The sequence below is a fragment of the Taurinivorans muris genome (genome assembly GCF_025232395.1).
GTDB lineage: Bacteria > Desulfobacterota > Desulfovibrionia > Desulfovibrionales > Desulfovibrionaceae > Taurinivorans > Taurinivorans muris.
This window is the reverse complement of record NZ_CP065938.1, coordinates 234,817-259,984: the sequence shown is the minus strand read 5'-3', so window position 1 is coordinate 259,984 and position 25,168 is coordinate 234,817. Positions and strand designations below refer to the sequence as shown.

At 41.0% G+C, this 25,168-nt stretch carries 21 protein-coding genes and 1 tRNA gene; 2 read left to right on the top strand and 20 right to left on the bottom strand.

Going from position 1 to position 25,168, the window contains the following annotated elements:
• Nucleotides 1-177: 177 nt before the first annotated feature.
• The 10 genes from JBF11_RS01130 to JBF11_RS01085 form a co-directional block, all read right to left on the bottom strand.
• Complete coding sequence (locus JBF11_RS01130; RefSeq protein WP_334315554.1) at nt 178-954, bottom strand: amino acid ABC transporter ATP-binding protein; 777 nt, start codon at nt 952-954, stop codon at nt 178-180.
• Nucleotides 938-1,747: an amino acid ABC transporter permease gene (locus JBF11_RS01125; protein WP_334315553.1), complete on the bottom strand. Its 810-nt coding sequence runs from the start codon at nt 1,745-1,747 to the stop codon at nt 938-940. Before JBF11_RS01125 ends, JBF11_RS01130 begins: the two co-directional genes overlap by 17 nt.
• A 355-nt stretch (nt 1,748-2,102) precedes the next feature.
• Nucleotides 2,103-2,179: transfer RNA gene (locus JBF11_RS01120), tRNA-Met, on the bottom strand.
• 544 nt (nt 2,180-2,723) lie between these two features.
• The gene (locus JBF11_RS01115) at nt 2,724-4,250 is read right to left on the bottom strand and encodes an alkaline phosphatase family protein (RefSeq protein WP_334315552.1); all 1,527 of its coding nucleotides are present in this window, start codon (nt 4,248-4,250) and stop codon (nt 2,724-2,726) included.
• Nucleotides 4,251-5,660: a hypothetical protein gene (locus tag JBF11_RS01110; protein WP_334315551.1), complete on the bottom strand. Its 1,410-nt coding sequence runs from the start codon at nt 5,658-5,660 to the stop codon at nt 4,251-4,253.
• Between the two features lie 710 nt (nt 5,661-6,370).
• Nucleotides 6,371-7,135, bottom strand: coding sequence for an enoyl-ACP reductase FabI (locus tag JBF11_RS01105; RefSeq protein ID WP_334315550.1), 765 nt, complete (start codon nt 7,133-7,135; stop codon nt 6,371-6,373).
• Nucleotides 7,136-7,146: 11 nt separating this feature from the next.
• Complete coding sequence (locus tag JBF11_RS01100; RefSeq protein WP_334315549.1) at nt 7,147-8,025, bottom strand: phosphoribosylaminoimidazolesuccinocarboxamide synthase; 879 nt, start codon at nt 8,023-8,025, stop codon at nt 7,147-7,149.
• 20 nt (nt 8,026-8,045) lie between these two features.
• Nucleotides 8,046-9,338 (bottom strand): histidinol dehydrogenase, encoded by a 1,293-nt coding sequence (gene hisD / locus JBF11_RS01095; protein WP_334315548.1) that lies wholly within the window; start codon nt 9,336-9,338, stop codon nt 8,046-8,048.
• 9 nt (nt 9,339-9,347) lie between these two features.
• Nucleotides 9,348-10,346, bottom strand: coding sequence for a lipoate--protein ligase (locus JBF11_RS01090; RefSeq protein WP_334315547.1), 999 nt, complete (start codon nt 10,344-10,346; stop codon nt 9,348-9,350).
• Nucleotides 10,318-11,889: a lysylphosphatidylglycerol synthase transmembrane domain-containing protein gene (locus tag JBF11_RS01085; protein ID WP_334315546.1), complete on the bottom strand. Its 1,572-nt coding sequence runs from the start codon at nt 11,887-11,889 to the stop codon at nt 10,318-10,320. Before JBF11_RS01085 ends, JBF11_RS01090 begins: the two co-directional genes overlap by 29 nt.
• A 170-nt stretch (nt 11,890-12,059) precedes the next feature.
• On the opposite strand from JBF11_RS01085, the gene JBF11_RS01080 reads away from it, so the two are divergent.
• Together JBF11_RS01080 and JBF11_RS01075 are read left to right on the top strand one after the other, a co-directional pair.
• On the top strand, nt 12,060-12,617 hold the full coding sequence (locus JBF11_RS01080; protein WP_334315545.1) for a hypothetical protein: 558 nt from the start codon (nt 12,060-12,062) through the stop codon (nt 12,615-12,617).
• 20 nt (nt 12,618-12,637) lie between these two features.
• Nucleotides 12,638-13,495 carry a PHP domain-containing protein gene (locus JBF11_RS01075; protein ID WP_334315544.1) on the top strand — a complete coding sequence of 286 codons (858 nt, stop codon included), beginning with the start codon at nt 12,638-12,640 and terminating at the stop codon, nt 13,493-13,495.
• 89 nt (nt 13,496-13,584) lie between these two features.
• On the opposite strand, the gene gltX is transcribed toward JBF11_RS01075, so the two are convergent.
• From gltX to JBF11_RS01025, 10 genes are all read right to left on the bottom strand, one after another.
• A complete protein-coding gene (gene gltX / locus JBF11_RS01070; RefSeq protein WP_334315543.1) occupies nt 13,585-14,964 on the bottom strand; it encodes a glutamate--tRNA ligase in 1,380 nt (459 codons plus the stop codon).
• A gap of 42 nt (nt 14,965-15,006) precedes the next feature.
• Complete coding sequence (locus JBF11_RS01065; RefSeq protein ID WP_334315542.1) at nt 15,007-15,960, bottom strand: DUF2156 domain-containing protein; 954 nt, start codon at nt 15,958-15,960, stop codon at nt 15,007-15,009.
• A gap of 17 nt (nt 15,961-15,977) precedes the next feature.
• A complete protein-coding gene (locus tag JBF11_RS01060; protein ID WP_334315541.1) occupies nt 15,978-17,348 on the bottom strand; it encodes an MATE family efflux transporter in 1,371 nt (456 codons plus the stop codon).
• A gap of 58 nt (nt 17,349-17,406) precedes the next feature.
• Nucleotides 17,407-18,672, bottom strand: coding sequence for a diaminopimelate decarboxylase (gene lysA, locus JBF11_RS01055; RefSeq protein WP_334315540.1), 1,266 nt, complete (start codon nt 18,670-18,672; stop codon nt 17,407-17,409).
• Nucleotides 18,673-18,743: 71 nt separating this feature from the next.
• Nucleotides 18,744-19,733, bottom strand: coding sequence for a ketol-acid reductoisomerase (ilvC, locus tag JBF11_RS01050; protein WP_334315539.1), 990 nt, complete (start codon nt 19,731-19,733; stop codon nt 18,744-18,746).
• Nucleotides 19,734-19,845: 112 nt separating this feature from the next.
• Complete coding sequence (locus tag JBF11_RS01045; protein WP_334315538.1) at nt 19,846-21,009, bottom strand: metallophosphoesterase; 1,164 nt, start codon at nt 21,007-21,009, stop codon at nt 19,846-19,848.
• A gap of 29 nt (nt 21,010-21,038) precedes the next feature.
• Nucleotides 21,039-21,458 (bottom strand): hypothetical protein, encoded by a 420-nt coding sequence (locus JBF11_RS01040; RefSeq protein WP_334315537.1) that lies wholly within the window; start codon nt 21,456-21,458, stop codon nt 21,039-21,041.
• Between the two features lie 663 nt (nt 21,459-22,121).
• Complete coding sequence (locus tag JBF11_RS01035) at nt 22,122-23,120, bottom strand: RodZ domain-containing protein (RefSeq protein ID WP_334315536.1); 999 nt, start codon at nt 23,118-23,120, stop codon at nt 22,122-22,124.
• A gap of 9 nt (nt 23,121-23,129) precedes the next feature.
• Complete coding sequence (locus tag JBF11_RS01030) at nt 23,130-24,059, bottom strand: peptidylprolyl isomerase (RefSeq protein ID WP_334315535.1); 930 nt, start codon at nt 24,057-24,059, stop codon at nt 23,130-23,132.
• A 65-nt stretch (nt 24,060-24,124) separates the two neighbouring features.
• Nucleotides 24,125-25,165, bottom strand: coding sequence for a SurA N-terminal domain-containing protein (locus JBF11_RS01025; RefSeq protein WP_334315534.1), 1,041 nt, complete (start codon nt 25,163-25,165; stop codon nt 24,125-24,127).
• Nucleotides 25,166-25,168 lie beyond the last annotated feature (3 nt).

Below are 25,168 nucleotides of genomic sequence, written 5' to 3'. Positions count from 1 at the left end.
GCAGAACTTGCAGGTATGAAAATGCATACGTTATTCAGCAATAAATCCATTTGCTTAGCAGGTGGTTTTTGGGGGTGAAGCAACAAAAGGCAGGCATTTTTCAAAAATACCTGCCTTGCTTGATTTAATAAGAAATTTTAAGGGAAAATAATTTCCCCCGCAAAAAAACAACTAAAATTATAAAATCTGCTTCAAAAATTGCTGTAAACGCGGATTTTGCGGGTAATCAAATACCTGCAAAGGAGCGCCTTGTTCCAAAATAACGCCTTGGTCCATAAAAATCACCCTATCGGCAACTTGACGGGCAAAACCCATTTCGTGGGTGACAACAACCATTGTCATGCCTTCTTTGGCAAGGTTTACCATAACGTCGAGCACTTCCCCGATCATTTCCGGATCAAGCGCAGAGGTCGGCTCATCAAAAAGCATGATATTAGGCTGCATCGCCAAAGCCCTTGCAATGGCGACACGCTGCTGCTGTCCGCCGGATAATTGGGAAGGATACGCTTTCACCTTATCCGCCAGTCCGACTTTTTTCAAGAGGAATAAAGCCCTGTCTTCCGCCTCGCTTTTGGAAATCTTACGCAATTTCATAGGGGCGATAATCAAATTTTTCATCACATCCATATGCGGAAAAAGGTTGAAATTCTGAAAAACCATTCCCACATTTTGACGCATGAGATTTATGTCATTCTTCTTATCGCAAATATCTTTTCCGTCAATATAAATCTGCCCTAAATGAATATCTTCCAGTCTGTTGATAGTTCTCAGCGCCGTTGACTTGCCGGAACCGGAAGGACCGATAATAACAACCTTTTCGCCTTTCTGCACATCTAAATTCAAATCTTTAAGGGCAACCACATCACCATAAAGTTTCCACACGCCGCGCATGGATATGGCAGCGTCTAAATCGGGTGCAGCCAAAGCGCTGTATGAATTAACGGGATTTGTCATAATGGGATAATCTCCATTCAATAATGCTCATACCTTTTGAAAGCAAAAGCGTGATAATAAGGTAAATAAGAGCGATTATCGTATAGGTTTCAAAATATTCAAAGGTACTGGTCGCATATTCGCGGCCGCGACGCAAAACATCAGCAACAGCAATGACAGAAACAAGAGAAGTATCTTTCAGTAAGGCAATGCATTCGTTGCCGATAGGCGGAATAATGGTTTTCAAAGCTTGCGGCAAAATAACCAAAAACATGGTCTGCGTTTTGTTAAATCCCAAAGAACGGGCGGCTTCAGTTTGCCCCTTGGAAATGGATAAAATACCCGCTCTGAAAACTTCCCCCATATATGCGCCGAAACAAAAGCTCAAGGAAGAAACCGCCGCCACAGTCGGAGAAACTTTTAAAATGCTTCCAAGTGCGTAATATATGTAAAATAATTGCATTAAAAGCGGAATACCGCGGATAATTTCCACATAAATGGAAGCAATGGTATTGATAAACCTGTTTTTTGCAAGCCGTCCGAGCCCAGTAATGAAACCGATGGGAACGGCAAACAAAATGGAAATAATCGTTATTTTAAATGTTATATAGAGCCCGTCGGGAATAAAAAGCATAATCTCCCAATAGGTTTCAGGCTTGTATAAACACAGCCCCACCAAAATTCCGACAGCCCCAAGAAAAGCAATAGACCAAGCTGTAAAAATTTGATTTTTTGTCTTGATAATAGGTGCGGGACCTTCTGTAAAAATAAGAGGAGCCTGTTGCTCTTCCTGCATTTCAGTGGAATGTTCCATGCTTTTACACACTCCATATAAATTTAACACAGATAACTGAATAACTTTTGTACATTTTCAACGCCAATTAGTCAATAGAAATATTAATCCGGTTAATCACATAATCAAAGCGTGACAGCTAAAAAAACATACTGCCCTAAAAAAGCAGCCCCCCTTTGTTGATACCATACCGAAATCAAACAAATATGGTTCTAAAAAAGGTTACAGTTCTACAACGAACATTTCCAATTTGCAGGTCTTGATGAGAATAAGATAAAAATAAATAATTTTTCTTATCTTTGAGCTTAAATATAAAAACTCCATAAAGGAACACGTTATGGAGTTTTAAATATTGCTATCAGAAAAAATTTTTTCTTGGTGGCGGGGGCAGGATTTGAACCTACGGCCTTCGGGTTATGAGCCCGACGAGCTACCAAGCTGCTCCACCCCGCGTCAATGTATTAAAGATATTATATGCAATTATTCCTCTTGTCAAGTTAAATCCAAATATTTTTTCATACTCACAACGTATTTCCTGCTACGCAAAAAAAATTGTTAAATAAAATAACATCATCAACAAAACAAATATCAATCTTAACATACTTCACAATTTCAAAATAAAGCCCTCCTCCTAAGCAGATAGTTTTATCAAACCGTTGAAGTGCATATTACTTGATATGCCTTAAGTTTTTCTGAATGTGTCCGCCAATCGCATTTTCATCCACAACCTGCTGTGCTAAAAGGAGTTTTCCCCAAAACAAACCGATTGAACAAAAGTAACACAACAAAAATTAAATAAAAAAACCGGATGGGATAAACAAACGCCTCGGAAAATATTCAGCCTGAAAAATTCTTTTGCGTGTTTTTTTTATAAAGTGCCGCATTTGGCTTGCCAATTCAACAAAAGAACAATTTAACTGAAAAACCCCGTTTATTGGGAATATATCAACCAATAAACAGGGTAAATCCATAAATTAGGATTTTTCCTAACTGGTTATCATTTTTCCATATGTTGCTTATTGAAATCTTTATTCACAACTCCATTTATAACCAAATCCCATTTACCTTTATTTGATACAGATATTTCCCGCAATTTTAAATATTCCGGATCTTGGGCTAACAAAGAAAAAATATGCACAAAGATATTCCGATGATTTATATAACCGTCTTTATCGTCAAAAGAAAATTTTTCATACTGTTCAGGCAGCCGAACAGCCCCATAAACATTAAAGAAATCATCCGCATACTCACTCAATTGAATAGTGTTGTTTTTCAATGCCTCCACTAAATCAAGATCCAAATATGTTCTTGCCCCGTGATCGCCTAACATTACAATTATCGCATTAGGATCTTTTTCAATAATTGTCGAAATCACTTTCTGAAGAATAAAAACACTTTCCCTGGCACCTTCTACGTATCCGTCCGCACCTGATTTTATCCATTCCAACCTAGCTTCTTCTGATGGAAACCCACTGCCGACATGATAAATCTTATCATATTTTACAGCTAAAAAATAAGGCTTTTTTAATTTCTGCATTTCATCGATTTGAGTTGTCAAAGTCTTCATAAACCATAAACCGAACCGAGGAATATTTTCACAATACTTGGTAAAAGCATAACACGGACGAAGATATCCTCCGTTGATCTTGTCGTATAAATCAACAGGTGCATAATCCAAATATTTTTCTTTCGCATGAAAATAATAAAATCCGCCAACCATTACGTTGGTAATATAACCGTTATGTTTTAATACTTTTAATACATTATTGCCGGCTCCTCCTCCAAGCAATCTGCGAAGTACGGTTCTGACATCATAGAAACCGGTTGCATAATCACTTGGATTAACAGTGCCTAAACTAAACAAATCAACCATAGAGCCTAACGTATAAAGATACCCTGAATACATATTCTCGCAAACGGTAAATTTATTTTCTTCCAAAAATTTTGTTAATGGACTGACATCTACGTCATAAACATCTTTCAGAGTTCTGGCTCCATGAAAAGATTCCAGCCATATCATGTAAATATTGGGCTTATCTTTAAATTCCACAAGATATTTATCCGTATCTTCAATAACTGAACTAAAATTTTTATAAGAATTATACACAAAACCGCAAGAAGCAATCAACAGCAAAACATAACTGAATTTTACAAAATAGGCAGCAAGATTAAAATAAACAATTAAAGCTATGCATACCATCAAAACATACATGGCGATATGATGATGAGGATAAAACAAAGTCCTTAAAAAGAAAAAGTTGCAGATTATCCCGGTGAAAACACCGACAAAAACACCCATGCCAAGTTTTAACCGCTTAACATTTTGTACTGTTGCAGAAAAAAATGAAAACAAATAATAAAAAATAAAATAGCATAAAGCAGAAAGAACAAAAATTGCTCCCAAAGAACATATTAATTCAGTAACACTGAACATGGACACATTCTTAGACCATAAAAATATATTTAAATACAAATATAAAACAGGTGCCAGTAAAGCAATATTTCTAATATCTGTTTTCTTCATCTATTCCTCCCCGATTTTCCTAAAAATCACGATTGTCCGTTTGCTGTCTGTAACCTGATGTTCTTCAACTACTTCAAAATATTCGCTAAATGCATTCTTACATGTTGATAAATCATAATCAGGAAAAGGATTTTCCCGAACAGCAAGCAATCTTTGAACTTGGGAATCTTCAAGCGGAACAAATTCAAAAGCGAGTATCCCGTTCTTTTTTACTATTGTTGAAAAATATTCGGCAATGCTGAATAAAGGAATCCCGGCTGTAAAAACCAAGTGATGCACTAAAGCCAGTGCGCTTACATAAGAGGCTTTACAACGTTCTGCAAAGGTCATACGTTCCTTATTCGCCCACCCGATATTCGGAGAAGGGTTTCCCAAGTCGAAAACAAGAGGTAATATATTGGAATATGCTTCTTTCTTGAGTGCTCTATAAAATTTTTCAACAGCTAAATAGTCAATATCAACCGCTAAAACATTATTATAATATTCAGACAAGAAACGGCTGTAAACGCCTTGGTTGGCACCCAAATCAACCGCCAATTCCTTTTCTGCGTTTTCGGAAGCAATTTTTTCCAAATATTCCCTTTTATCCTGCGCACCGCGTTCCGTATAATTGGTATCATTATAATAATCGCCCCATTCTGTCTGTAAATCATGAGGCAATTCCAAAGAGTTTATTGCATAACGCAGGGACTGGCTTAATTTTAACAGTGCATCGTCTTTTAATGAAACGGATTGCACTTTACTTTTCGCTTTTCTTGCGTCCCCATATTTTGCCTGCATTTTTGCATGCATATGCAAATGGATGCCCAAAGACACAGAAAATTTTGTCCTCCACGGCAATATGGAAGAAACCAAATCAAGAGGCAGTCCCTCAATCCATGTTTCCATCATCCGTCCGCAAGAAACAGAACGTTTCGCCATTAAAGCGAGCGGAGCTAAAAAGTGTTTGCAAAACTGCAAATACGCTTCCCATGGTTTATGAATATCCCGTATTTCAAAAGATAATAAATCAATAAAAATCGGTTTTCCGTTAAAAAATTGTATGTTATACACCGTTGCGTCTTTCAAGACCAACCCAAAAGCCAAAGCCTCATCTAAAACATCAAGCGTATGCAAAGCGGCGTCTTTATATTGACCAAAACTCCATTCATAAGGATAAGACACAAACGGAAGCAAAGGAGATTGCAATATCTTATATTGTTCCGCAGCGGCATTGTCTGTTTCTTCAAAAGGAATAATCAATTTTTTGGCAAGGGCGCTTTCAAAAAAACCGGTTTTTTTGATCTGCTCCCATTGCTCCGCATAACATTGGTTGATTGTGCGATAAACACAATTTTCCCCCAAATAAACAGCGCCGCTCGGATCACGGAATGAACCGGCACAACGTATGGAATTATCAAGCGTTGACATGGATTACCTTTCTACCTTATTTATCTTTCTTTTTAAAAAAGTTTTTAATCTTTTCCCTCAGGGAGCTCCAAAAAGCGAGAGCCGAAAACGCAGCGGCAGCAAGAGCTTGCAAAATCAAACTTCCCGTTCCCGGATCAATATAAGCAAAAGCAAAACTTGGTAAAAAAAACGTAAACACAAACACTAAATAAAATAATTGACCAATCTTTCTCATTTGTAATCTCCCAACAAATTTATTGGGCGATATTATACTATATATATATATATACATCAAGCAATTAATTACATAACAATAAATTTATCACACCATTTTATCCCATACACTGAATTTTCAATTTAAATAAATTGGTTATGCGAATACATATAACGCTATACCGCAAAGCAAAAAAATAAAACTTAACGTATAGTTCCACTTAAATTAAACAAATTTTAAGAAATAACTGCGGTAAAAAAAACAATAAAAAAATTGTTTACCGCAGTAAAGAAGCCTGCTGGGCAGGTGTTTTTTATGCTAACGCATACAAAAAAAGGATAACCTTTTCCGTTATCCTTTTTCATAAAGAAAAATTATTTCTTCTTTTTACTTATATCACAAGCTCCAGCTTGGTTATCATCCCTCATTCAGGCAGGTATAATGCCTTTCTTGCGTAAAAGGAACACAATCCCCGCAATGCAGGCGATAAACAATAAACTCTTAATCATACGTTCTCCTAAAAACCAACGCTTTGGAAACCGCAGTCAACATAGATAATATCACCGGTTACGGCGCTGCTCATATCGGAAGCCAAATAACTTGCGGTATTGCCGACTTCTGCCGTGGTAACATTTCTGCGAAGCGGCGCATGGGTTTCAATATGGTTTAAAATTTCTCTGAAATCAGAAATGCCGGAAGCGGACAGCGTTTTGATCGGTCCTGCGCTGATTGCGTTAACACGTACCCCTTTCGGTCCGAAGTCACTTGCCAGATAACGCACAGAACTTTCAAGAGCAGCCTTGGCAACCCCCATGACATTATAGTTCGGTATCACTTTTTGAGAACCGTAATAGGTCATACAAATAACGGAACCGTTAGGATTGATTACTTCTTCAAAGGCTTTGCACAAAGCGATTAAAGAATACGCGGAAATATTCATTGCGGTTAAGAAGCCGTCACGGGAAGTTTCAATAAATCTGCCCTGCAAATCTTCCTTATGCGCAAAAGCCACGGAATGAACCAAAACATCGATGGTTCCCCATTTTTCCTTAACAAGCTTGACGCTCTCGGCGATTTGTTCGTCACTTGTCACATCGCATTGAAAAATAAACTCGCCGCCGAGCTTTTCGCTGATTGGTTCAAGACGTTTTTTAATGGCATTGCCCATATAGTTGAATGCCAATCTTGCACCATTATTTTTAAAAGATTCGGAAATGCCGTAAGCAATGCTTCTGTCGTTTGCCACGCCGAAAACAAGAGCTTTTTTACCTTCCAATATCATAATCCACCTCGCTATTTTGTTAAAATTTCAGCAATTTTTTGATATTTTTGTGTTGTTGTTTCAGCAACATCCTCCGGCAAACGGGGTGCAGGAGGCGTTTTATCCCAATCTTGCATTTCAAGCCAGTCGCGCAAATACTGCTTGTCGAAACTTGCCTGATTTTTACCTTCCTCATACGAATCGGCAGGCCAAAAACGTGAAGAATCAGGAGTGAGCACTTCATCAATCAAGGTAAGCACGCCGTCAACCATGCCGAATTCAAATTTCGTATCGGCGATGATAATACCGCGGCTTGCGGCATAATCACGCCCTTTGTTGTAAATTTCAATACTCAGATTTTTCACTTTCTCACAAAGTTCAGCACCGATAATTTTTGCAGCCTGTTCAATGCTGATATTTTCATCATGGTCACCGATTTCCGCCTTTGTTGAAGGCGTAAAAAGCGGTTCCGCAAAACGGGAAGAATTTTTCAATCCTTCAGGAAGCTTATGCCCGCAAACCATGCCAGTTTTCAGATAATCCTTATATCCGGAACCGGCTAAATAACCGCGTACCACACATTCGACAGCAAGCGGCTTCGCTTTTTTTGCAATAACGGAACGACCTTCCAGTTGTTCCTTATATTTTTGCAAAAATTCAGGATAGTTATTGACATCGGACTCAATAATGTGATTAGGCACCAACGATTCAAACCGTTTCATCCAAAACAGCGTCAACTGGTTTAAAATAATACCTTTATTCGGAATCGGGTCTTCTAAAATAACATCAAAAGCAGACATTCGGTCCGTTGTCACAATAAGGACGCTTTTTTCATCAAGTTCATACATATCACGGACTTTGCCGCGGGAAAGAAGCTTCAATTCTGGAATATCCGTTTTTATTACTGACATAACTCCCTCATTCATCTGATTTATTTTCTCATTTCAACACTTTTGGCATGGGCTTCCAAGCCTTCCATACGTGCAAGCTTCGCTATGGAGGACGCTTTTGCACGCGTGAATTTCATGGATGCGGAAATGATACTTGTTTTTTTGCAAAATGTTTGCACGCCAAGGGCGGACGCGTAACGAGCCGTACCCTGTGTCGGCAGGACATGGTTGGGACCTGCAAAATAATCCCCCACCGGCTCCGGTGACCACGCCCCTAAAAACAACGCTCCAGCCGTATTTATATGCGGAACATAATTCCAAGGCTCCTGCACCATAAGTTCCATGTGCTCCGGCGCAATACGGTTTGCAATTTCAATGCCGGTCTGCATAGTCGGCACGATAATGACTGCTCCGAAATTTTCCACGGATTCACGCGCAATATCCGCCCGCGGCAAATCTGCCAAACGTTTTTCCACGCTCTCAAGAATTTTATCCGCTAAATAAGGACTTGTCGTAACGCATACCGCCGACGCCAAACTATCATGTTCCGCCTGCGAAAGCAAATCCGCCGCAACATACTCGGGATTTGCGGAATCATCGGCAAGCACCAAAATTTCGCTCGGTCCCGCCAGCATATCGATACCGACTTGCCCCTGCACCATTTTTTTAGCCATTGTCACATATTGATTGCCGGGACCTGTAATCACATCGACAGCTTTAATGCTTTCTGTTCCGTAAGCCAAAGCCCCGACAGCCCAAGGTCCGCCCACCCGGTAGACTTCCGTGATGTCAAGCAGGTAAGCGGCGGCAAGCAAATAAGGGTTGAGGGTTCCGTTTTCACGGGGAGGACTGGTAACGGCGATTTCTTTTACGCCTGCGACTTGGGCCGGAATCGCCTGCATGAGCAAACTGGAAATTAATGGTGTATTTCCGCCTTTTCCGCCGGGAACATATAAACCAGCCCGCCTTACCGGACTGATTTTTTGTCCGAGAATGGTGCCGTCTTCACGGGTTTGAAACCATGATTTTTCAAGCTGCGCTTCATGAAATGAACGGATATTTCGGGCAGCCTCCGCAATAATTTCCATATCTTCCGGAGAAACCTGCGCCGCCCCTTGCTGAATTTCGCTTTCCGACAAGCGCAAAGGATTATTAAATTCCCTGCAGTCGAATGCACGGATTTTTTCAATAAGGAAACTGTCTTTTTTTATTTTAACCGCTTCCAAAATTTCACGCACTTCCCCCTCGACATTCTGTTCCCCTAAATGCCTGCCGGCGAGTTTGTCGATAAGCTCCTGCGCCTCACTTGCTTGCGAAAACGTATATTTTTGCATGATAATACCCTATTCCAAAATACTTTGTGCAAAAAATTCCATTAGATCTTCTTGTTTTGCACCGATAAAATACTCTGCGGCACCTGCCTGTTCCAATACATTTAACACATCTTGTTTTCTAAATAAAGTGTCTTTCAAGGCTTCTTCCAAGCCGGCGACATCCTTATCCGCAAAAAAATCCCCGTAAAAACGGCAATGTTCGATTTTGCCATTTTTAATATCGGCATAAAAATCAACCGCTCCGAAAGAAAAACGTTTTCTCAGTTTCACTTGGAAAGCAGGAGATTTTCCAAAATTCCATTCCCACGTCCGATATTTTTTATCAGCCAATTGTTCTGCTTTTTCAGCAAGTCCTTGGGGCAACTCAATTTCTTCATCAACCAAAAACCGCATGAGCACGTTTCTGATTTTCTCCATAAGTTCCGCAGGTGTCAGGTCCGGCATGAACTCAATCAAATTCACAACGCGGCTTTTATGGGACGCAATCCCTTTTGACTGATATTTATCGGGATTTCCGGTTAACATATCCGTTAAATTCGAGGTATCCAAGGCAACAAGAATAGTGCCGTGCTGTAAAATTTTCCGTCCGCTCTTTTTCTGCGCATTGCCGGAAAATTTTTTTCCGTCAACAAGCATATCGTTGCGTCCCGACATCTCGGCATTTATGCCTATGCTCCGCAATGCTTGGATAATCGGATTGATATAACGGCTGAAAGAAGTGTCTTCTCCTTTATCCATATACCGCAGGAAGGAAAAATTCAAATTTCCCAAATCGTGAAAAACCGCCCCGCCTCCTGTGGTGCGTCTTACGACGGGGATATGATGTTCCTTCACATACTGTTCATTGACTTCTTCCGCAGTATTCTGATGTCTGCCCACAATGATGGAAGGGGAATTTTGCCAAAGCAAAAAATATTCTTCCCCGACCTCGGACAGCGAATTGAAAAGAACTTCCTCGACAGCCAAATTATAAGCCGGATCATGAGTTTTTATATTTATGCCTTTCATTCTTTCCTCGGTTTCGTTTCGTAATTTTATCAAACACATTCAGAAGCACAAAAATAGCAATTCCGGTAAGAAGCTGTATCATGAGCGCGGCATATTGGATAAACGGTCCTTTTCCTCCCAGAATATCCAGCCATAACGACTTATAACCGTGCAAAGAAATGAGAAAATATCCCAAAAGAAGCATGGCGCAAAGCACAGTGATAGAACTGATGAACCAAGCCAAAGGATAATGGGACGCAACAGGAATACGCTCACGCGTAAATTTTTTATGCGACATGAGAAGCGGAAGCAATAAGGCGAGAATAAAGACGTATTCATAAACGCTTCCGCCCGAAAGATTAATGCAGATAAGCCCTACAAACAGGGAAACAACAATGACAAACCAATGGTTTTTTTGTTTTCTGTCAAGGCCATAGGCAAAAACAATAAGCACAACCCCGATGACGCCGCGCAGCCAATATGCCAAAACAACAAGCTGATACGAACAATAAACCGTTGTGGTGTGTTTGAACGGAAACACAACGGAAAGGCAAAGAAAAACACCCACGACGAACGTGACATATTTGAATACGGTCAAAAGCCAGTCATTCAAAGCCAAACGGCTTTCGTCAGGGCTTTTTTTGGAAACCTGCAAACACACTTCATTCACACCAAGCAAAACAGAGGCGAACAAAAGCGGGATGATATAGTAAATCACCCTGAAAATGAGAATGGACGCAAAAACAACACTCACAGACACCTGATGGGTGAGGTTGACAATAATCACTTCCAAAACGCCCACGCCGCCCGGAACGTGCGTCAAGACGACAGCAACTTGCGCAAGCAAATAATTAGGGAGAAATTCAAAAAAATTCAAAGTGCCGTCCGTAGGCAAAAGCACGAACAAACACGCTGCGGCAACAATCAGATCAAGTCCGGAAACAACAGTTTGGGCAATGGCTATGGGCAAGGTCGGCAATGCGAATTCTTTTTTAAAAACATGAAAAGAACGTCCTTTCAGCTTCCAGCAGATGATATGGTAAAATATGCACAGCCCGAAAAGAAAAAAACCAAGCGGTTTGACGCTCACAAGATTGATACCGAGTTCTTCCGGAAGCTCCAGCGGCACAAAAATAAACAAAAAACCCGCCAAGCCCATTGCTCCGACCCAAAAAGTGACGGCAAGCATAAGCACAAGACGGATGATTTCAATAGGGGAAAATCCCCAAGCGCTATACAAACGGTATCGTACCGTGCTTCCTCCAAGAAGCGCTCCGAAGTTCAAACTGATAACTGCACCGACAAAAGAAACCAAAGCGACACGGACCAGTCTCAATTTTTTTTTAATGGCTTTCAAAGCCAGCCAATCATACCCCATAAGCACAATGAAATTCATCACCATCAAACAAAAAGAAAAAATCAATGCCTTTGGTGAAATAGCGTTGACAGCAATCTTGATTTCATTGAAACTGTAAGCTTTCAATTTATGGTAAAGCAGATACACAGCCAAAGAAAAGATAAAAATTACGGCTAGTTTTCCCAATATATTCAATAAATTTTTCATGATTGTTATCCAATATTGCTTTTTTAGAATATATGCTATACTTTTCATTTAAACAAGAAAAATAGCACAATATTCTTAAATTTCTCATTTTCCGGCTTTTCTTTTTCAAAAAAACCATTTTCCTTATGGAATGGAAATTGCATATTTTCTTATTATCAAGGGAGTTCGTTATGAAAGATAAAAAATCATATCTGCAAAAATTTTCTAATAAATATTGGCTGCCCGGCATTGTCCTGTGCGCTTTTTGCCTGCTTCTCCCCTCATACGGCAAAGCGCAGGAAGAGAACATATCAGGCATTCCAAGCTACGGCGGGAAATTGGAAATCTCTCCTCAAAAAGAGCTGCTACCGGAAAAAGAAATGCCGGCATTAAGCACAGATGTGGAAAATCAAGAAATTGGCACGCCCGAACAAACCGGCACGACAAAAAAAACTGAAAAAGCAAAAACAAATACGCCCGACCGTAGCACCGCAAACGACATCATCCTGCAAACAAACAGGGTTCATTCGCTTATTGTCGAAGAAAACGGTTCAAATCTTCTCACAACCAAAAGCTCGAAACTTCCGGAAACGTATAGCAATTCAACCCAGCTCAACAACGGATTTTACATGAATATAACCAATTCTGACGGCTCCTCCATGAATTTTGGCACATATTTCAATTCCAACACGTCCTCAAACGGTCCCCGCCGAAAAAGCAGTTCACAAATCATTGTTGATAAAAAATAATTTTTCTTGGGAATGACATTATGGCGGAACTTATTGATTTGCATACACACAGCACAGCTTCCGACGGTTCTTTTTCTCCGCGGGAAGTGGTGGAACTAGCCAAAAAGCAAGGCTTGAAAGCTCTTGCCTTAACTGACCACGACACGCTTTCGGGACTTTTTGAAGCGGAAGAAAAAGCAAAAGAACTGGATATGGAATTTGTACGGGGCTGTGAGCTCAGTGCGAAATTTCTTGACACCGACGTTCATGTTTTAGGGCTCTATCTTCCGAAAGACAACAGTTTATTGAAAGACTTGGAAAAAGAGCTCGATATTTTCATTGAGCGGCGAAACACGAGAAACAAAAAAATCATTCAAAAATTACAGGAACAGGGTATCGATATCACACTAAGAGATGTCGAGGAAGAAGCAGGAGGGAAGGTTGTCGCCCGTCCGCACTTCGCCAATGTTTTATTGCAAAAAGGCGCTGTGACAAGCATAAAGGAAGCCTTTGACAAATATCTCGCCAAAGGAAAATCCGCCTATGTGCCAAGGGAACCTATTACGCCGGAACATGCGGTTGAAATTTTAACCAAAGCCAAAGCCGTCCCCATACTCGCCCACCCGAAGCTGATAAAATGCTCGGAGCAGGAACGCATTACTCTTATCGAAACATTGATACCCTTAGGATTGAAAGGGATTGAAGTGTATCATCCTGTCCATTCTTTTGAAGACGAACGCTATTATTTGGAGCTTGCCCATAAATACAGTCTGTGCATAAGCGGAGGTTCCGACTTTCATGGAAAAAGCAAGCCGGATATTCAAATAGGAAAAGGAAAAGGCGGATTGCGTGTGCCGGCCTGCATTTTAGACGGCATAAAAAAATGCCGGTATCAATAAAACACTGCCGACTTTATTCCATTTCATGAAAATAAAAAAAGCCCCTTTAATATGCATAAAGGAGCTTTTTCATGATAAAACAAAACCGATTATGCCAAAGCTCTTTCAAGCCGTTTTATTGTTTCGGCTTTTCCAAGGGCGAACATAATAAGATGAATGGAAGGTCCGCCTGCCAGACCGATCAGAGCGGAGCGGAGCGGAGTTCCGACCAATTTGAATTTCACCCCGCTTGTTTCCACATAATCATGGATGACATGTTCGAGATTTTCCGCCGTAAATTCCGTATCACGCACAAGGGCGAGCACATTTTTGATTTGTTCTTTTCCCTGCCCGTCAAGCGCGTTAAGAGCCTTTTCTTCAAAAACGACATCTTCGATATTTTGCAAATACGGTTTGACTTGCTCCGCCAAATCGTTCAAATTGCTTGCTCTTTCAATATATAAGGAAATAGCGGCTTCAGCATTTTTCCCGTCAAGGGAGAGCCCAGATTTTTCAATGAAAGGACGGGTCAATTCTACTGCCTTGTCAAGCGGCGTATGTTTCAAATAATAGCCGTTCAGCCATTGCAGTTTATCAGGGTCAAAAGCGGCAGCGGAACTATTTAAATTCTTTCCGTCAAAAAGTTTCACAAGTTCCTGCAAAGAAAAAATTTCCTGGTCCCCGTGTGACCAGCCAAGACGCACAAGATAATTCACAAGAGCTTCCGGCAAAAGACCGTCTTGCTGATATTCGACAACAGCCCTCGCCCCATGGCGCTTTGAAAGTTTTTGCTTATCCGGACCTAAAATCATTGGCACGTGCCCAAAAGTCGGCACAGCCAATCCGAGAGCCTGATAGATTAAAATTTGCTTCGGCGTGTTGGAAACATGGTCGTCACCGCGCACGACATGAGTAACGCCCATTTCATAATCATCGACAACAACAGCCATATTGTAGGTTGGCATACCGTCAGCACGGCGAAGAACCATATCGTCAAGTTCATTCACGTCAACGGCAATGGGTCCTTTCACCATATCATCAAAAACAACCCTGCCTTCTGCGGGAACTTTCAACCGCACGACACGGCCTTCAGCATACCCAAGTCCGCGTTCACGGCATTTACCGTTATAACGGGGTTTTTCGCCTTTCGCACGGGCGACTTCACGCATGGCTTCCACTTCCTCGACGGAACAGTCACAGTAATAGGCATGCCCTGTTTCCAAAAGTTTATCGACATATTTATTATATACGTCTTTGCGTTGGCTTTGATAGGTCAAATCACCGTCCCAATCCAAACCGAGCCATTTCATCGATGCCAAAATAGAATCGGTATATTCCTGCTTGGAACGTTCCGTATCGGTATCTTCAATCCTTAAACGAAATTCTCCGCCGAAATGACGGGCGAGCAGCCAGCAAAAAATCGCGGTGCGGCCTCCGCCGATATGTAAATGTCCGGTAGGACTTGGAGCAAAACGGGTTACAACTTTCATACTTTTTTCCTAAAAAATGATATGTTAAAAAGTATATACCCTTTACAGAGTAAAGACAAGCGTACTTTTTTTCAAATAATTTACGGGGTTATACGTAAGCTTTGCTTTACGGATACCCTCTTCGTCCATATCCTGTTCCCTGTTGATAATTTCAAAGCCTTCCGTGCAGTTATTGACAAAGGCATGATTGATGGCCTGATAAATTCCGCGGTAATCGGAATGAGCCTTTTCAAAATGCACAACGCACGTTTTATCATCAAGCTTTTCCCCAACGGCAAAAGCGACCATTTTATCATCAATATAAAAGGAACCGCCGAACAAAGAACCGAAAGCGCTCCAGCTGCCAATCACACGGAAAATAGCTTCATTTTCCGCATATAAGGAATTGCTGTTTTCGCAATCGTGCCATTTGCACCATTCATTTTGCAGTTCAAGCACATCTTCCAAACTGCCCTTCACGCCGTCCTCGGTCGTCAAAGGATGATATTCGCAAGCGTAACTTTTATAAAACCCGTTGACATGATTTTTCTTTTTATGAAACCTGTTTCCGGAAAGCGTCGCCAATTCCTGCCTTGAATATAAATATTCCCATTGCCCCCTTGCTTCAATCACAGCGACTTTTCCGGAATACATATCCATAACGCGCTCCGCAAGCTCATCGGGGACCCTATGCATGCAAAATCTGTTTTCATGGGAACTGACGCTTGCCATGAGCGGATTATCATGACAGCTGGGAATGTTAACCGAATGAATAAGTTCCGATAAATCTTCCGCATTGAGTTTGTCCCAATTTCCGACAGGCGCCCAAAGGCAATGATAAGGATATTTTTGATGAATGACAGCGAAATCATCGGTAAACGCGACGGAAAGCCCGTATTTATCAGCCCAGCCGAACAAATTGGTAAAAGTGTAATCCGCTGATTTCACAGGACATTCTTTACGCTTTTGCTCATATTCGGCAAAAAGATTCAAAGTGACAGGTTTAAATTCAAACATAACACATTCCCGCTTTATTATATTTTTCTTAGAGTATACCTGGTCCAATTTGCTTTTAAAAATATCATAAACATACTTGTCGCCTGAATTGACATGGACAAGAGCATGGCAAAATAAACGCCTATTGAGCCATACCCCAAAATATGCGCCAAAAAAATGCCTAAGGGCAATCGTATTCCCCAAATGCACAACGGATTGATAAACAAAGCATAGACCGTCGCTCCCGCGCCGACCATGATACCGTTGACAATCAAGCCGCCGACAGTAAACGGAGTCGATACGATGTTGATATACACATACATTCTGATATTCCACTGCGCATCCGCATCGGAACTGAAAAATCCCGCGAGCGTATCAACAAAAGGCAGCATGCAGAGCCCGATAGTTGACATTAAAATAGTACCAAAAAAAATAATTGCAAGCCCAATTTTTTTCGCTTCTTCTTTTTTTCCCGCTCCAAGCGTGCTACCAATTAAAATTGAGGCTGTCGCATTGAATGCCACTGCAGGCATAAACAAAATGCTTTCAATCCGCATTCCTGCTGTCAGTCCCGCAAGAGCGGAAACACTGTCAGGAAGAGCAGCCACAATGGCGAAAAGAATCAAATAGCCGAGCTGCCATAAAAACTGCATGGTCAACGCCGGAATGGAAACTTTGAATAAATACGGCGTCGCCTTTTTCATCCAACGAAAACGGGGAATGACATATTTTTCAAAAATATCATTCCTATACAACGCGATCAAGGCGATGACAGCTCCGAGCGCATAGGACAGCCACGTTGAAAAGGCTATTCCTTTGCCTCCCCATGCGGTAAAACCGAAATATCCGAGCCCGAAGGCAAAATCACCGAAAATATTGAAAAAAGCAATGACGATAATGATTAAAAGCGGTTTTATCACCTCTTTCGTAGCACGGAACAAGACGGAACTCAAATAATGGGTATACTGGAAAGGCAAAGTGAAAAGAACAAACGTAAAGAAAGTGACCGCCGTTTCAACCATACGGTGCTCAACCTGCAATATTTCCATAATGAAATAACGGAAACAATACCCGATAACAGCCAATAAGACAGCCATGCAAAAAGCATAGACAAGAACAAATCCGGAATAGCGTTTAGCGCGGGCGAAACGTTTCGCCCCCATCGATTGGCTGACGGCAGCCATTGCTCCCGCCCCGATACTTGTTCCCAAAACCATGAAAAGAGCATGCAGCTGCGCGGAAACGCCGATGGATGCCTGCACTTCGGAGTTGATTTTCCCTCCGACATAAATATCCGTCAGGGAAATCACGATCATGCAGAGCATTGTCGCCGTTTGCGGCCACACTAACTCCCATATTGCCCTATAAGGAACATCGTTCAAAAAAAGTTTTATTTTTTGAGTATCCATAATGCCAAAAAAGCACCCATGCAAACGCATGAGTGCTTATCGTATTTTTTTTAATCGCTTAAAAATCCGTCACGGTTGCAAAAATATCCTCAAACGTATCACGTCGGCGGATACATTTTGCAGTACCGTCCTTCTGAATAAGAACTTCAGCAGGACGCAGACGCTGGGTATAATTCGAACTCATGGAAAAGCCGTAAGCCCCCGCATCGAGCATGGCGACAATATCGCCTTCCCTCAAAACGGGCAGTACACGGTTTTTTGCGATAATATCTCCGGATTCGCAAATATTTCCGACAATGGTCTGCTCCAATTCTTCCATATTTTCCTGAGCATTATTACGGTATATTTCCACATCATGAAAAGAATCGTACAGCATGGGGCGGGCAAGAACGTTAAAGCCCAAATCTGTTCCCACATACGGTTTTGTTCCGTTTGTTTTCGTATTGTAAACAGTCCCTAGGACAACTCCGCATTCAGCCGCGATATAACGCCCGGGTTCCAAATAAAATTTTCCGTGATAATTATGCGCTTTTGCCCAGCCTGAAAGCGTTTCATTCAATAAACGGCTGAATGTCTCCAAATCAAAACGGGCCTGATTTTCGTATTTATGGTAAGGAATGCCGAAACCGCCGCCAAAATCAATGATTTCCAATTTTTCAAAACAAGGGAGCTTCAAAGCCAAATCCAAAAGCACTTTTGCCGCTTCGATATAGCTTTCCCCCTCCATGAACAAAGAGCCTATATGGTGATTGATACCCGCCAAAGTCACACCGTATCTATCCAAAATTTCAAGAAGCTGCGGCAATTTTTCAGGGTCAACGCCGAATTTCGTTTCTTTGCCCCCTGTCACGACTTTTGCGCTGTGCCCCGCCCCGATACCGGGATTGAAACGCACCATGATTTTTCCGCCCCTATTCAGCCGGCAGAGCTGTTCAACCTGCATAAGGGAATCCACGCTCACAAGCACCCCTTTTTCAAGGGCGTTTTTCATTTCTTCCGGACTGACATTATTGCAGACATAAAGAACTTCATCAGGCTTATAGCCCGCTTTCAAATCAAGATACAATTCTCCGGGACTCATGGCGTCAACAAGACAGCCTTCTTCCCTGATAATTTTCAGAAGGTGCGGATTAGCGTTCGCCTTTGCGGAATAATTGATATGCAGTCCCTTTGTTTTGCATAGCCCGACCAAATCCCTGCAGCGTTCACGAAGCACGACTTCATTATACACATAAAGAGGCGAACCAAATTTTTCCATTAAACCTTGAGGAGTTTCTTTTCCATAAAAATTCAGAGAATCCGTATAATTAGAGCGTACTGACATATCAATCCTTTTAAAAAGACAGTAAAATAGGGAGCAAAAAACTTGCCCCCTACATAAGAAAACAAATGAGATTACTTTTTAAGCCATGGCATCATGCTGCGTAAACGGGTGCCGACTTCTTCAAGCTGATGTTCCGCTTCAATGCGGCGGATAGCCTTAAACATCGGATACCCCGCCTGCGCTTCCAAAATGAAGTCACGGGCGAATTTTCCTTGCTGAATATCGTCAAGAACACGGCGCATTTCTTTTTTCGTTTCAGCGGTAATGATGCGCGGTCCGGTTTTGTAATCGCCGTATTCGGCGGTATCGGAAATGGAATAACGCATTTTCGCAAGTCCGCCCTCATACATGAGGTCAACAATAAGTTTCACTTCGTGCATACACTCAAAATAAGCGATTTCCGGCTGGTAACCCGCTTCAACGAGGGTCTCGAAGCCTGCTTTCACAAGAGCGGACAAACCGCCGCATAAAACGGCTTGTTCCCCGAAAAGGTCTGTTTCCGTTTCTTCGCGGAATGTAGTTTCAATAACGCCGGAACGGGTTCCGCCAATGCCTTTCGCATAGGCTAACGCTTTTTTGTAAGCTTCGCCGCTTGCGTCCTGAAAAACGGCGACCAAGCAAGGGACACCGCCCCCTTCGGTATAGGTACGGCGCACCAAATGTCCCGGACCTTTTGGCGCAATCATGAAAACATCAACATCTTTAGGAGGAACGATCTGCCCGAAATGAATATTGAAACCGTGTGCAAAAATAAGTGATTTTCCTGCTTTCAAATGGGGCAAAATATCATTTTTGTAAATATTCGCTTGGTATTGGTCAGGAAGCAAAATCATAATCAGATCAGCTTTTTCAGCAGCTTCACCGGCACTAAGAGGTTCAAAGCCATGTTGTTTAGCCAATTCATAGTTTGCTCCGCCGGGGCGTTGTCCGACAATAACATTCACACCGGAATCCCTCAGGTTTTGAGCATGGGCATGACCTTGGCTGCCATACCCGATAATTGCGACAGTTTTTCCTTTTAAAACAGAAAGATCTGCGTCCTGTTCGTAATAGGCTTTCATTATATCCTCCAAAAAATAATTTTACCAAAAAAGTATAAAAACACACTACAACGCAAAACTTTCGCTGTCAAACATTATGCATGAATTTATTTATTTTACAATTTTGTAATTTTTATTTTTTCTTCTTCAAGGTATGAACCAAGACTTCGCTGTTTGTTCCGAAGCGCAAAGGGACATAGCCCCAAAGCCCGCTTCCCGGACTTACATAAAGAGATAAATCACCCACTTCATAAAAACCGGAACGATAGCCGTTATTCAATAAACAAACAATGGGAAAAAGAAAAAAATACTGCCCGCCGTGCGTATGCCCCGATAGTTGGACATTTACACCTTTGTGCGCATTTTTTTTCGCTTTCTTGGGCTGATGCTGCAAAAGCAGCACAAAATCTTCCTGCCGTATTCCCTGCAATGTTTTTTCCATATCGGGAGTCAAAAGCCCCGGAAATTTATTTCCTTCAAAATCGGCAGAACCCGCTATATAAAAAGGAAAATTTTTATACAGCACCTTTTTGTTTTCATTGATATAGACATTGAAGCCCCAAGAATGCCATTTTTCAACCCATGGCATCGCACCGCAAAAATATTCATGATTACCCAAACAAATATGCATGCCGAGCAGGGACTGTAATTTCCGCAAATGAACGACATCCTGCTCTATCTTAGCGGGAACGGCATCCACCAAATCCCCCGTGACGACAATTAAATCAGCCTGCTCGGCATTAATTCCGTCAACCAGTTTTCCAAGCCATTTACCATCAAAAATCGAGCCTATATGCAAATCGCTCAAATGCACGATACGCATTCCTTCAAGCTCTTCTGGCAACTCCTTGACATATAAATCATTGTATACGAATGCGGGAATTTTCAATGCCCGCCATGCACCATATACCATGGCGGCAAAAGAAACGAAAAGCATGCAGAAAGCGAAAGCAGCCGTTATTCCATAAGAAGGCAAAGACTTTTCATAATACCAGCGGGCATAAAAAAATATGTCATGCAAACACACAAAACTCGCCAAACAAATAAAAAACGCGGAACAATATCCGCAAACTTTTAACGCAAAATACGACATATGCGGAGTAAAACTCACCACATACCGCATGCCGAACATGCATTGCGACAAAAGCATGATCACGGCGCCTGCGAAAATTTTTATAAAAAGCGGAAGTTCCGTAAACCAAAACAACCGGACAGCAAGATACGCTCCGGTACAGAGCATTATGCTTGTGCAAAGAAAATAAAAGAAACGGTTCCGGCTTGTTTTATGGCTTTGCATAAATCAAAAAAAAGAAAAAAAGCCAAAAATCAGGAACGGACATATTCGTCCAAACTTTCAGAAGAACAATTTTTGCTCACCCAAAAGGCGACAGCCCATATCATCAATGCCGTAGCCTGCGTATCGTCCAATTGCTTCAATTTTGTTTCAAGACTCGTGCGGCTTGCGCCGTATTTCTTGTGCACGCCGTTTATGTCGCATATATCCATCACCCGCACAATCAAATACGTCAGCCGCGTATGGTCGGGCATAAGTTTCGTGTCTTTATGCGCTTCGACAATGGTTTTTAATTCTTCTTCCGTAAAAATCGCACGTATTCCACCGATAGCTCGAAAAAAAGTATCAACAGCCCAAGGGAGAATAAACTCTGCACCTGCACTTTTGGTTCTGAAATAATCTTTTAACCATCTTTCTTGATTATCACTGATTCTAGCGGCAACTTGGGGCATATCTTTTCCTTTCATAGAATAAGCATGATATGCAACATGCATAGCATAAAAGAAAATAAGTTTCAAGAAAAAGTCTAAAGATTTTTGTGATAAAATTTCATAAGCAAAATCCATTCGACAAATACCACATACCATAATCCTCAATATTTTCGGAATATCACAACCGACTGTTTTTCGGGCTGACCATACCCATTGAAATAAAAAAGAAAAAAACGAAACGCAGTTCTTTTGCTTATTTTTATTACCGACAATATTTTTTATACTGAATTACCATGCAAAATGCGATATCTCATATAAGGTTTTCTTGCAATTCAACCGCATACGAAATTTCATTATCGTTACTTCCTTCTCAACCGCTGCAATCCAATCCGTAATCAACCCTATATTAAACCATATCATGCAACATTAAATAGTTTTGAATATCATACGGCAATCCTACACTTTTAACTTCATTACTCTAAAGATGATATTGGTATTTTTGTTTATTATTAATGCCTCAATTTTAAAGTCCTTATCGACAAACACACCCAATATATATCAAAGGAGGACGGGCTTGTGTCTAAAGATTTTTTATTCAACCGGATTAGAGCTGGCAGCTTTATTGTGCTGAAGCGACAAAAAAAAGGGGAACGCTGCGTTCCCTTTACAATAAATTTCCGTATATTACTCAAGGTTGATTTCTCGAAGTTTGGAAGAATCCCCCACGTCGACAGGTTTTCTGTCATGGAAAAGCGTTATTGCGGAACCGTTTGCAATTTTGAACTGCAAATTCTTCCTAAAATTGAACACACGCTGTTCACCTTTTTTTATGATAAAATGTCCTGACTTGTCATCTTGACGGTATTGCATCCAACAATCCTGATTTGCATACATAACAGCTTGTTGTTCGCCTTTTTGAGGCTCTGCGACGCTTTCCCAATCAATCACCTGCGCAGAGGGATATTCGGATAAAAATGCCTGCAAATCAAAGGGAAGTTCTTGCTGCACCGCTCCGGAAGATTTTTGTGCAGTATCCTGAGCAACTGTTTCCGTAGGTTTTTGCGTATCGGAAACTTCTTGTTTTTGTATTACGTTCTCAGCTTCCGCCTGCACATCGCTTTTTTCATTTTCAGCCTGCAACACCGCTTCTGTTGTTTCATTTTCAGGTTCAGAAGCAAGAACCGGTTCTTTTGCGGGTTCAACGTTCTTATCCACCGCAACGGCAGAAGAAGCGGGTTTTGTTTGTTTTTCAATCACAGGAGTGTTTTCTTTTTCATCACCGAACAAAACATCACCATGTGAAAAATAAAAATATGCGCTGCCCCCGATCACGGCTAAAATAAAAAGCTGAACAGCCAATTTTCTGCCCCGGGGTTTTGCCAGTTCCGGCTGAGTTTCCGCAAGCTGGACTTCCAAACTTTTAGGAGGTGCGATTTGCTCGGAAAATTCATCAACATTTTTAATGAGTTGTTGATATTCTTCAACATCATACCCTAAATACACAGCGTAACATTTCAAAAAATTCTTATAATACGTTTCATAACCGATAAATCCCAAATCACCTTGTTCCAAAGCTATCAAACTTTGCTGGGGTATTTTAATCGCCTTTGATATATCAGCTATACTTAAATTTTTACTTTGGCGTTTTTCACGAAATATGGTGCCAAGTTCGATTAAATTCATAATACCGCCCTATCTTATGGTTACAATAGCTTTTTTTTCCAAGCCCGTTATATATTCTTCAATTTTATTTCCAACCCTTTGCATGCGCAATCCGTCACGAATTTTCGCAACAACGGCGGGATCGATGATTTCAGCCAAATTATCGCTTGATGTTGTTTTAGACAGCACTTTCGCCTGCGCATACGCGCCGTTCAAAGAAAATACCTTTGAAACCTCACCGGCATCCAAACCCTGAATAGCGGACTGCACAGGCACGGCAAGGTCGGAAACAGCCATTTCCCCTAAAACGCCGCCTTTATCCGCAGAAGGTCCGACGGAAATATCTTTTGCAATATCTTCAAACCTGCGGGGATTATCCTGCAATTTTTCAGAATGCATATCCATTTGTTCGCCATTAGGATAAACAAGCAGTGCGACATTCGCCTTTCCCGTAATTTGTCCGCCGTTGGCAAGGTAAAATTCCAAAATTTCATCATTGGTCACAATGATTTTACGAAGCACGTTTCTGTTTATGAGAGTTTGCGTCAATAATGATTTTTTAACTTTATCCTTGTAAAATTTTTCATCATAACCTTGTTTTGCCAAATCGGCATAAAAAGCTTCCTTTGAGATGCCGGCTTTATCGATGGAATTTTGAATTTCTTTTTCAACATCTTTATCGCTGATATCAATATTTTGATTTTTTGCTTCCTGTATCAGAATGGATTCTTTAACCAAATCGTCCAACACGGATTTTTTAATATCTTTCAATTCGCCGGGACTGACTTTATTAGGGTCAACGCCTTTGGCGAGCAATGCCAACCGAACATTTTTTTCAAGCTGCAAAGCTGTAATCATATCGCTGTTTATAGTGGCGACGATTGAAGCTCTCGAACTTGCCAAACTCAAGTCAGGAGTAAATAAAAAACCTAAAGCGATTAATACTGTGATTATTTTCAAAGGACGCCCTCACACAATTTTTTTTATTCTAATCCTTTTTTTAAATATAAGCAAACATTGAGTGCTTAATTTTCCGTTTCCGTTAAAACTTCTTGTAATTTCAACAAATTATTAATATCCACATTTTTTGTTAACTTATTGGGGTCAAAAGACCGTGCCAAATGGATATCGGAATTTTTTACGGCGTTTGAAAGCCAATCGGCAAAAACCTGCGGCAATTTTTCCTGCAACAATCTTTCTTCCGCAAGCAGATAAAGGTCAACGGCATCATCTTCCTTCAAACTTTGCTTATCTTCCAGATACAAAACATAACAACTGCCGTCCTCATGCAGAATACGGGAAAATGTGTTCGGTTCCATGGAAACAAGAACGGTTTTGTATTGTTCCGGCAAACTGTCGCTGTCAAAAAGAGACTGAAAAACCTGAGCGCCTTTTCCCTCAAAATGTTCAATAAACGCTAAATCGGAAAAACCGTTTTTTTCGACATTCTCCCGTGAAAAAGTCGTGTCATGCTGAATTTCGTTTAAAAGTTCCTGATTTGCTTTCAATAAAAAGAATTGAATTTTGACGAAATCTTTCTTTTGTTCCTGTTTGATTTTTTCGGCATAACGCAGGGTTTCTTCGGAACCAAGCGGAATTTCTTTCATAAGCAGGGCATGCAGCTTGTCGCTTTCCAGCTGTGATTTGATTTGTTTGAGCCATTCATGATAATTGATGCCGTTTTCTTTTAAATATTCTTCGAAAGTCTGATTTTCATCAAGCACTCCCAAATAACTTTCCCTGACTTTGTTTTCCAATAGCAGGACTTCCTCATCGGTAACCGCAACATTTCTTTTTTCCAGTTCCTGAGAAACAAGAACCTGCTTTATCCTATTGTAAAGAATTTCCGCATATTCCTGCTGCACCCTGTCCACATCGGGAGCCGGAGTGTTCAAATGCACATTGCGCATATCATATAATATTTCAACTTCTTCAAGGGTTATCTCTTCCCCGTTTACTTTTGCCAACACATTGACATCATTTTTTTCAAAAAGTGAAAATAGTTTTTCATAATTCAATGCAAGTAAAAAAACGATTACCGCGATAAAAGCCATACCCTTTTTCATATC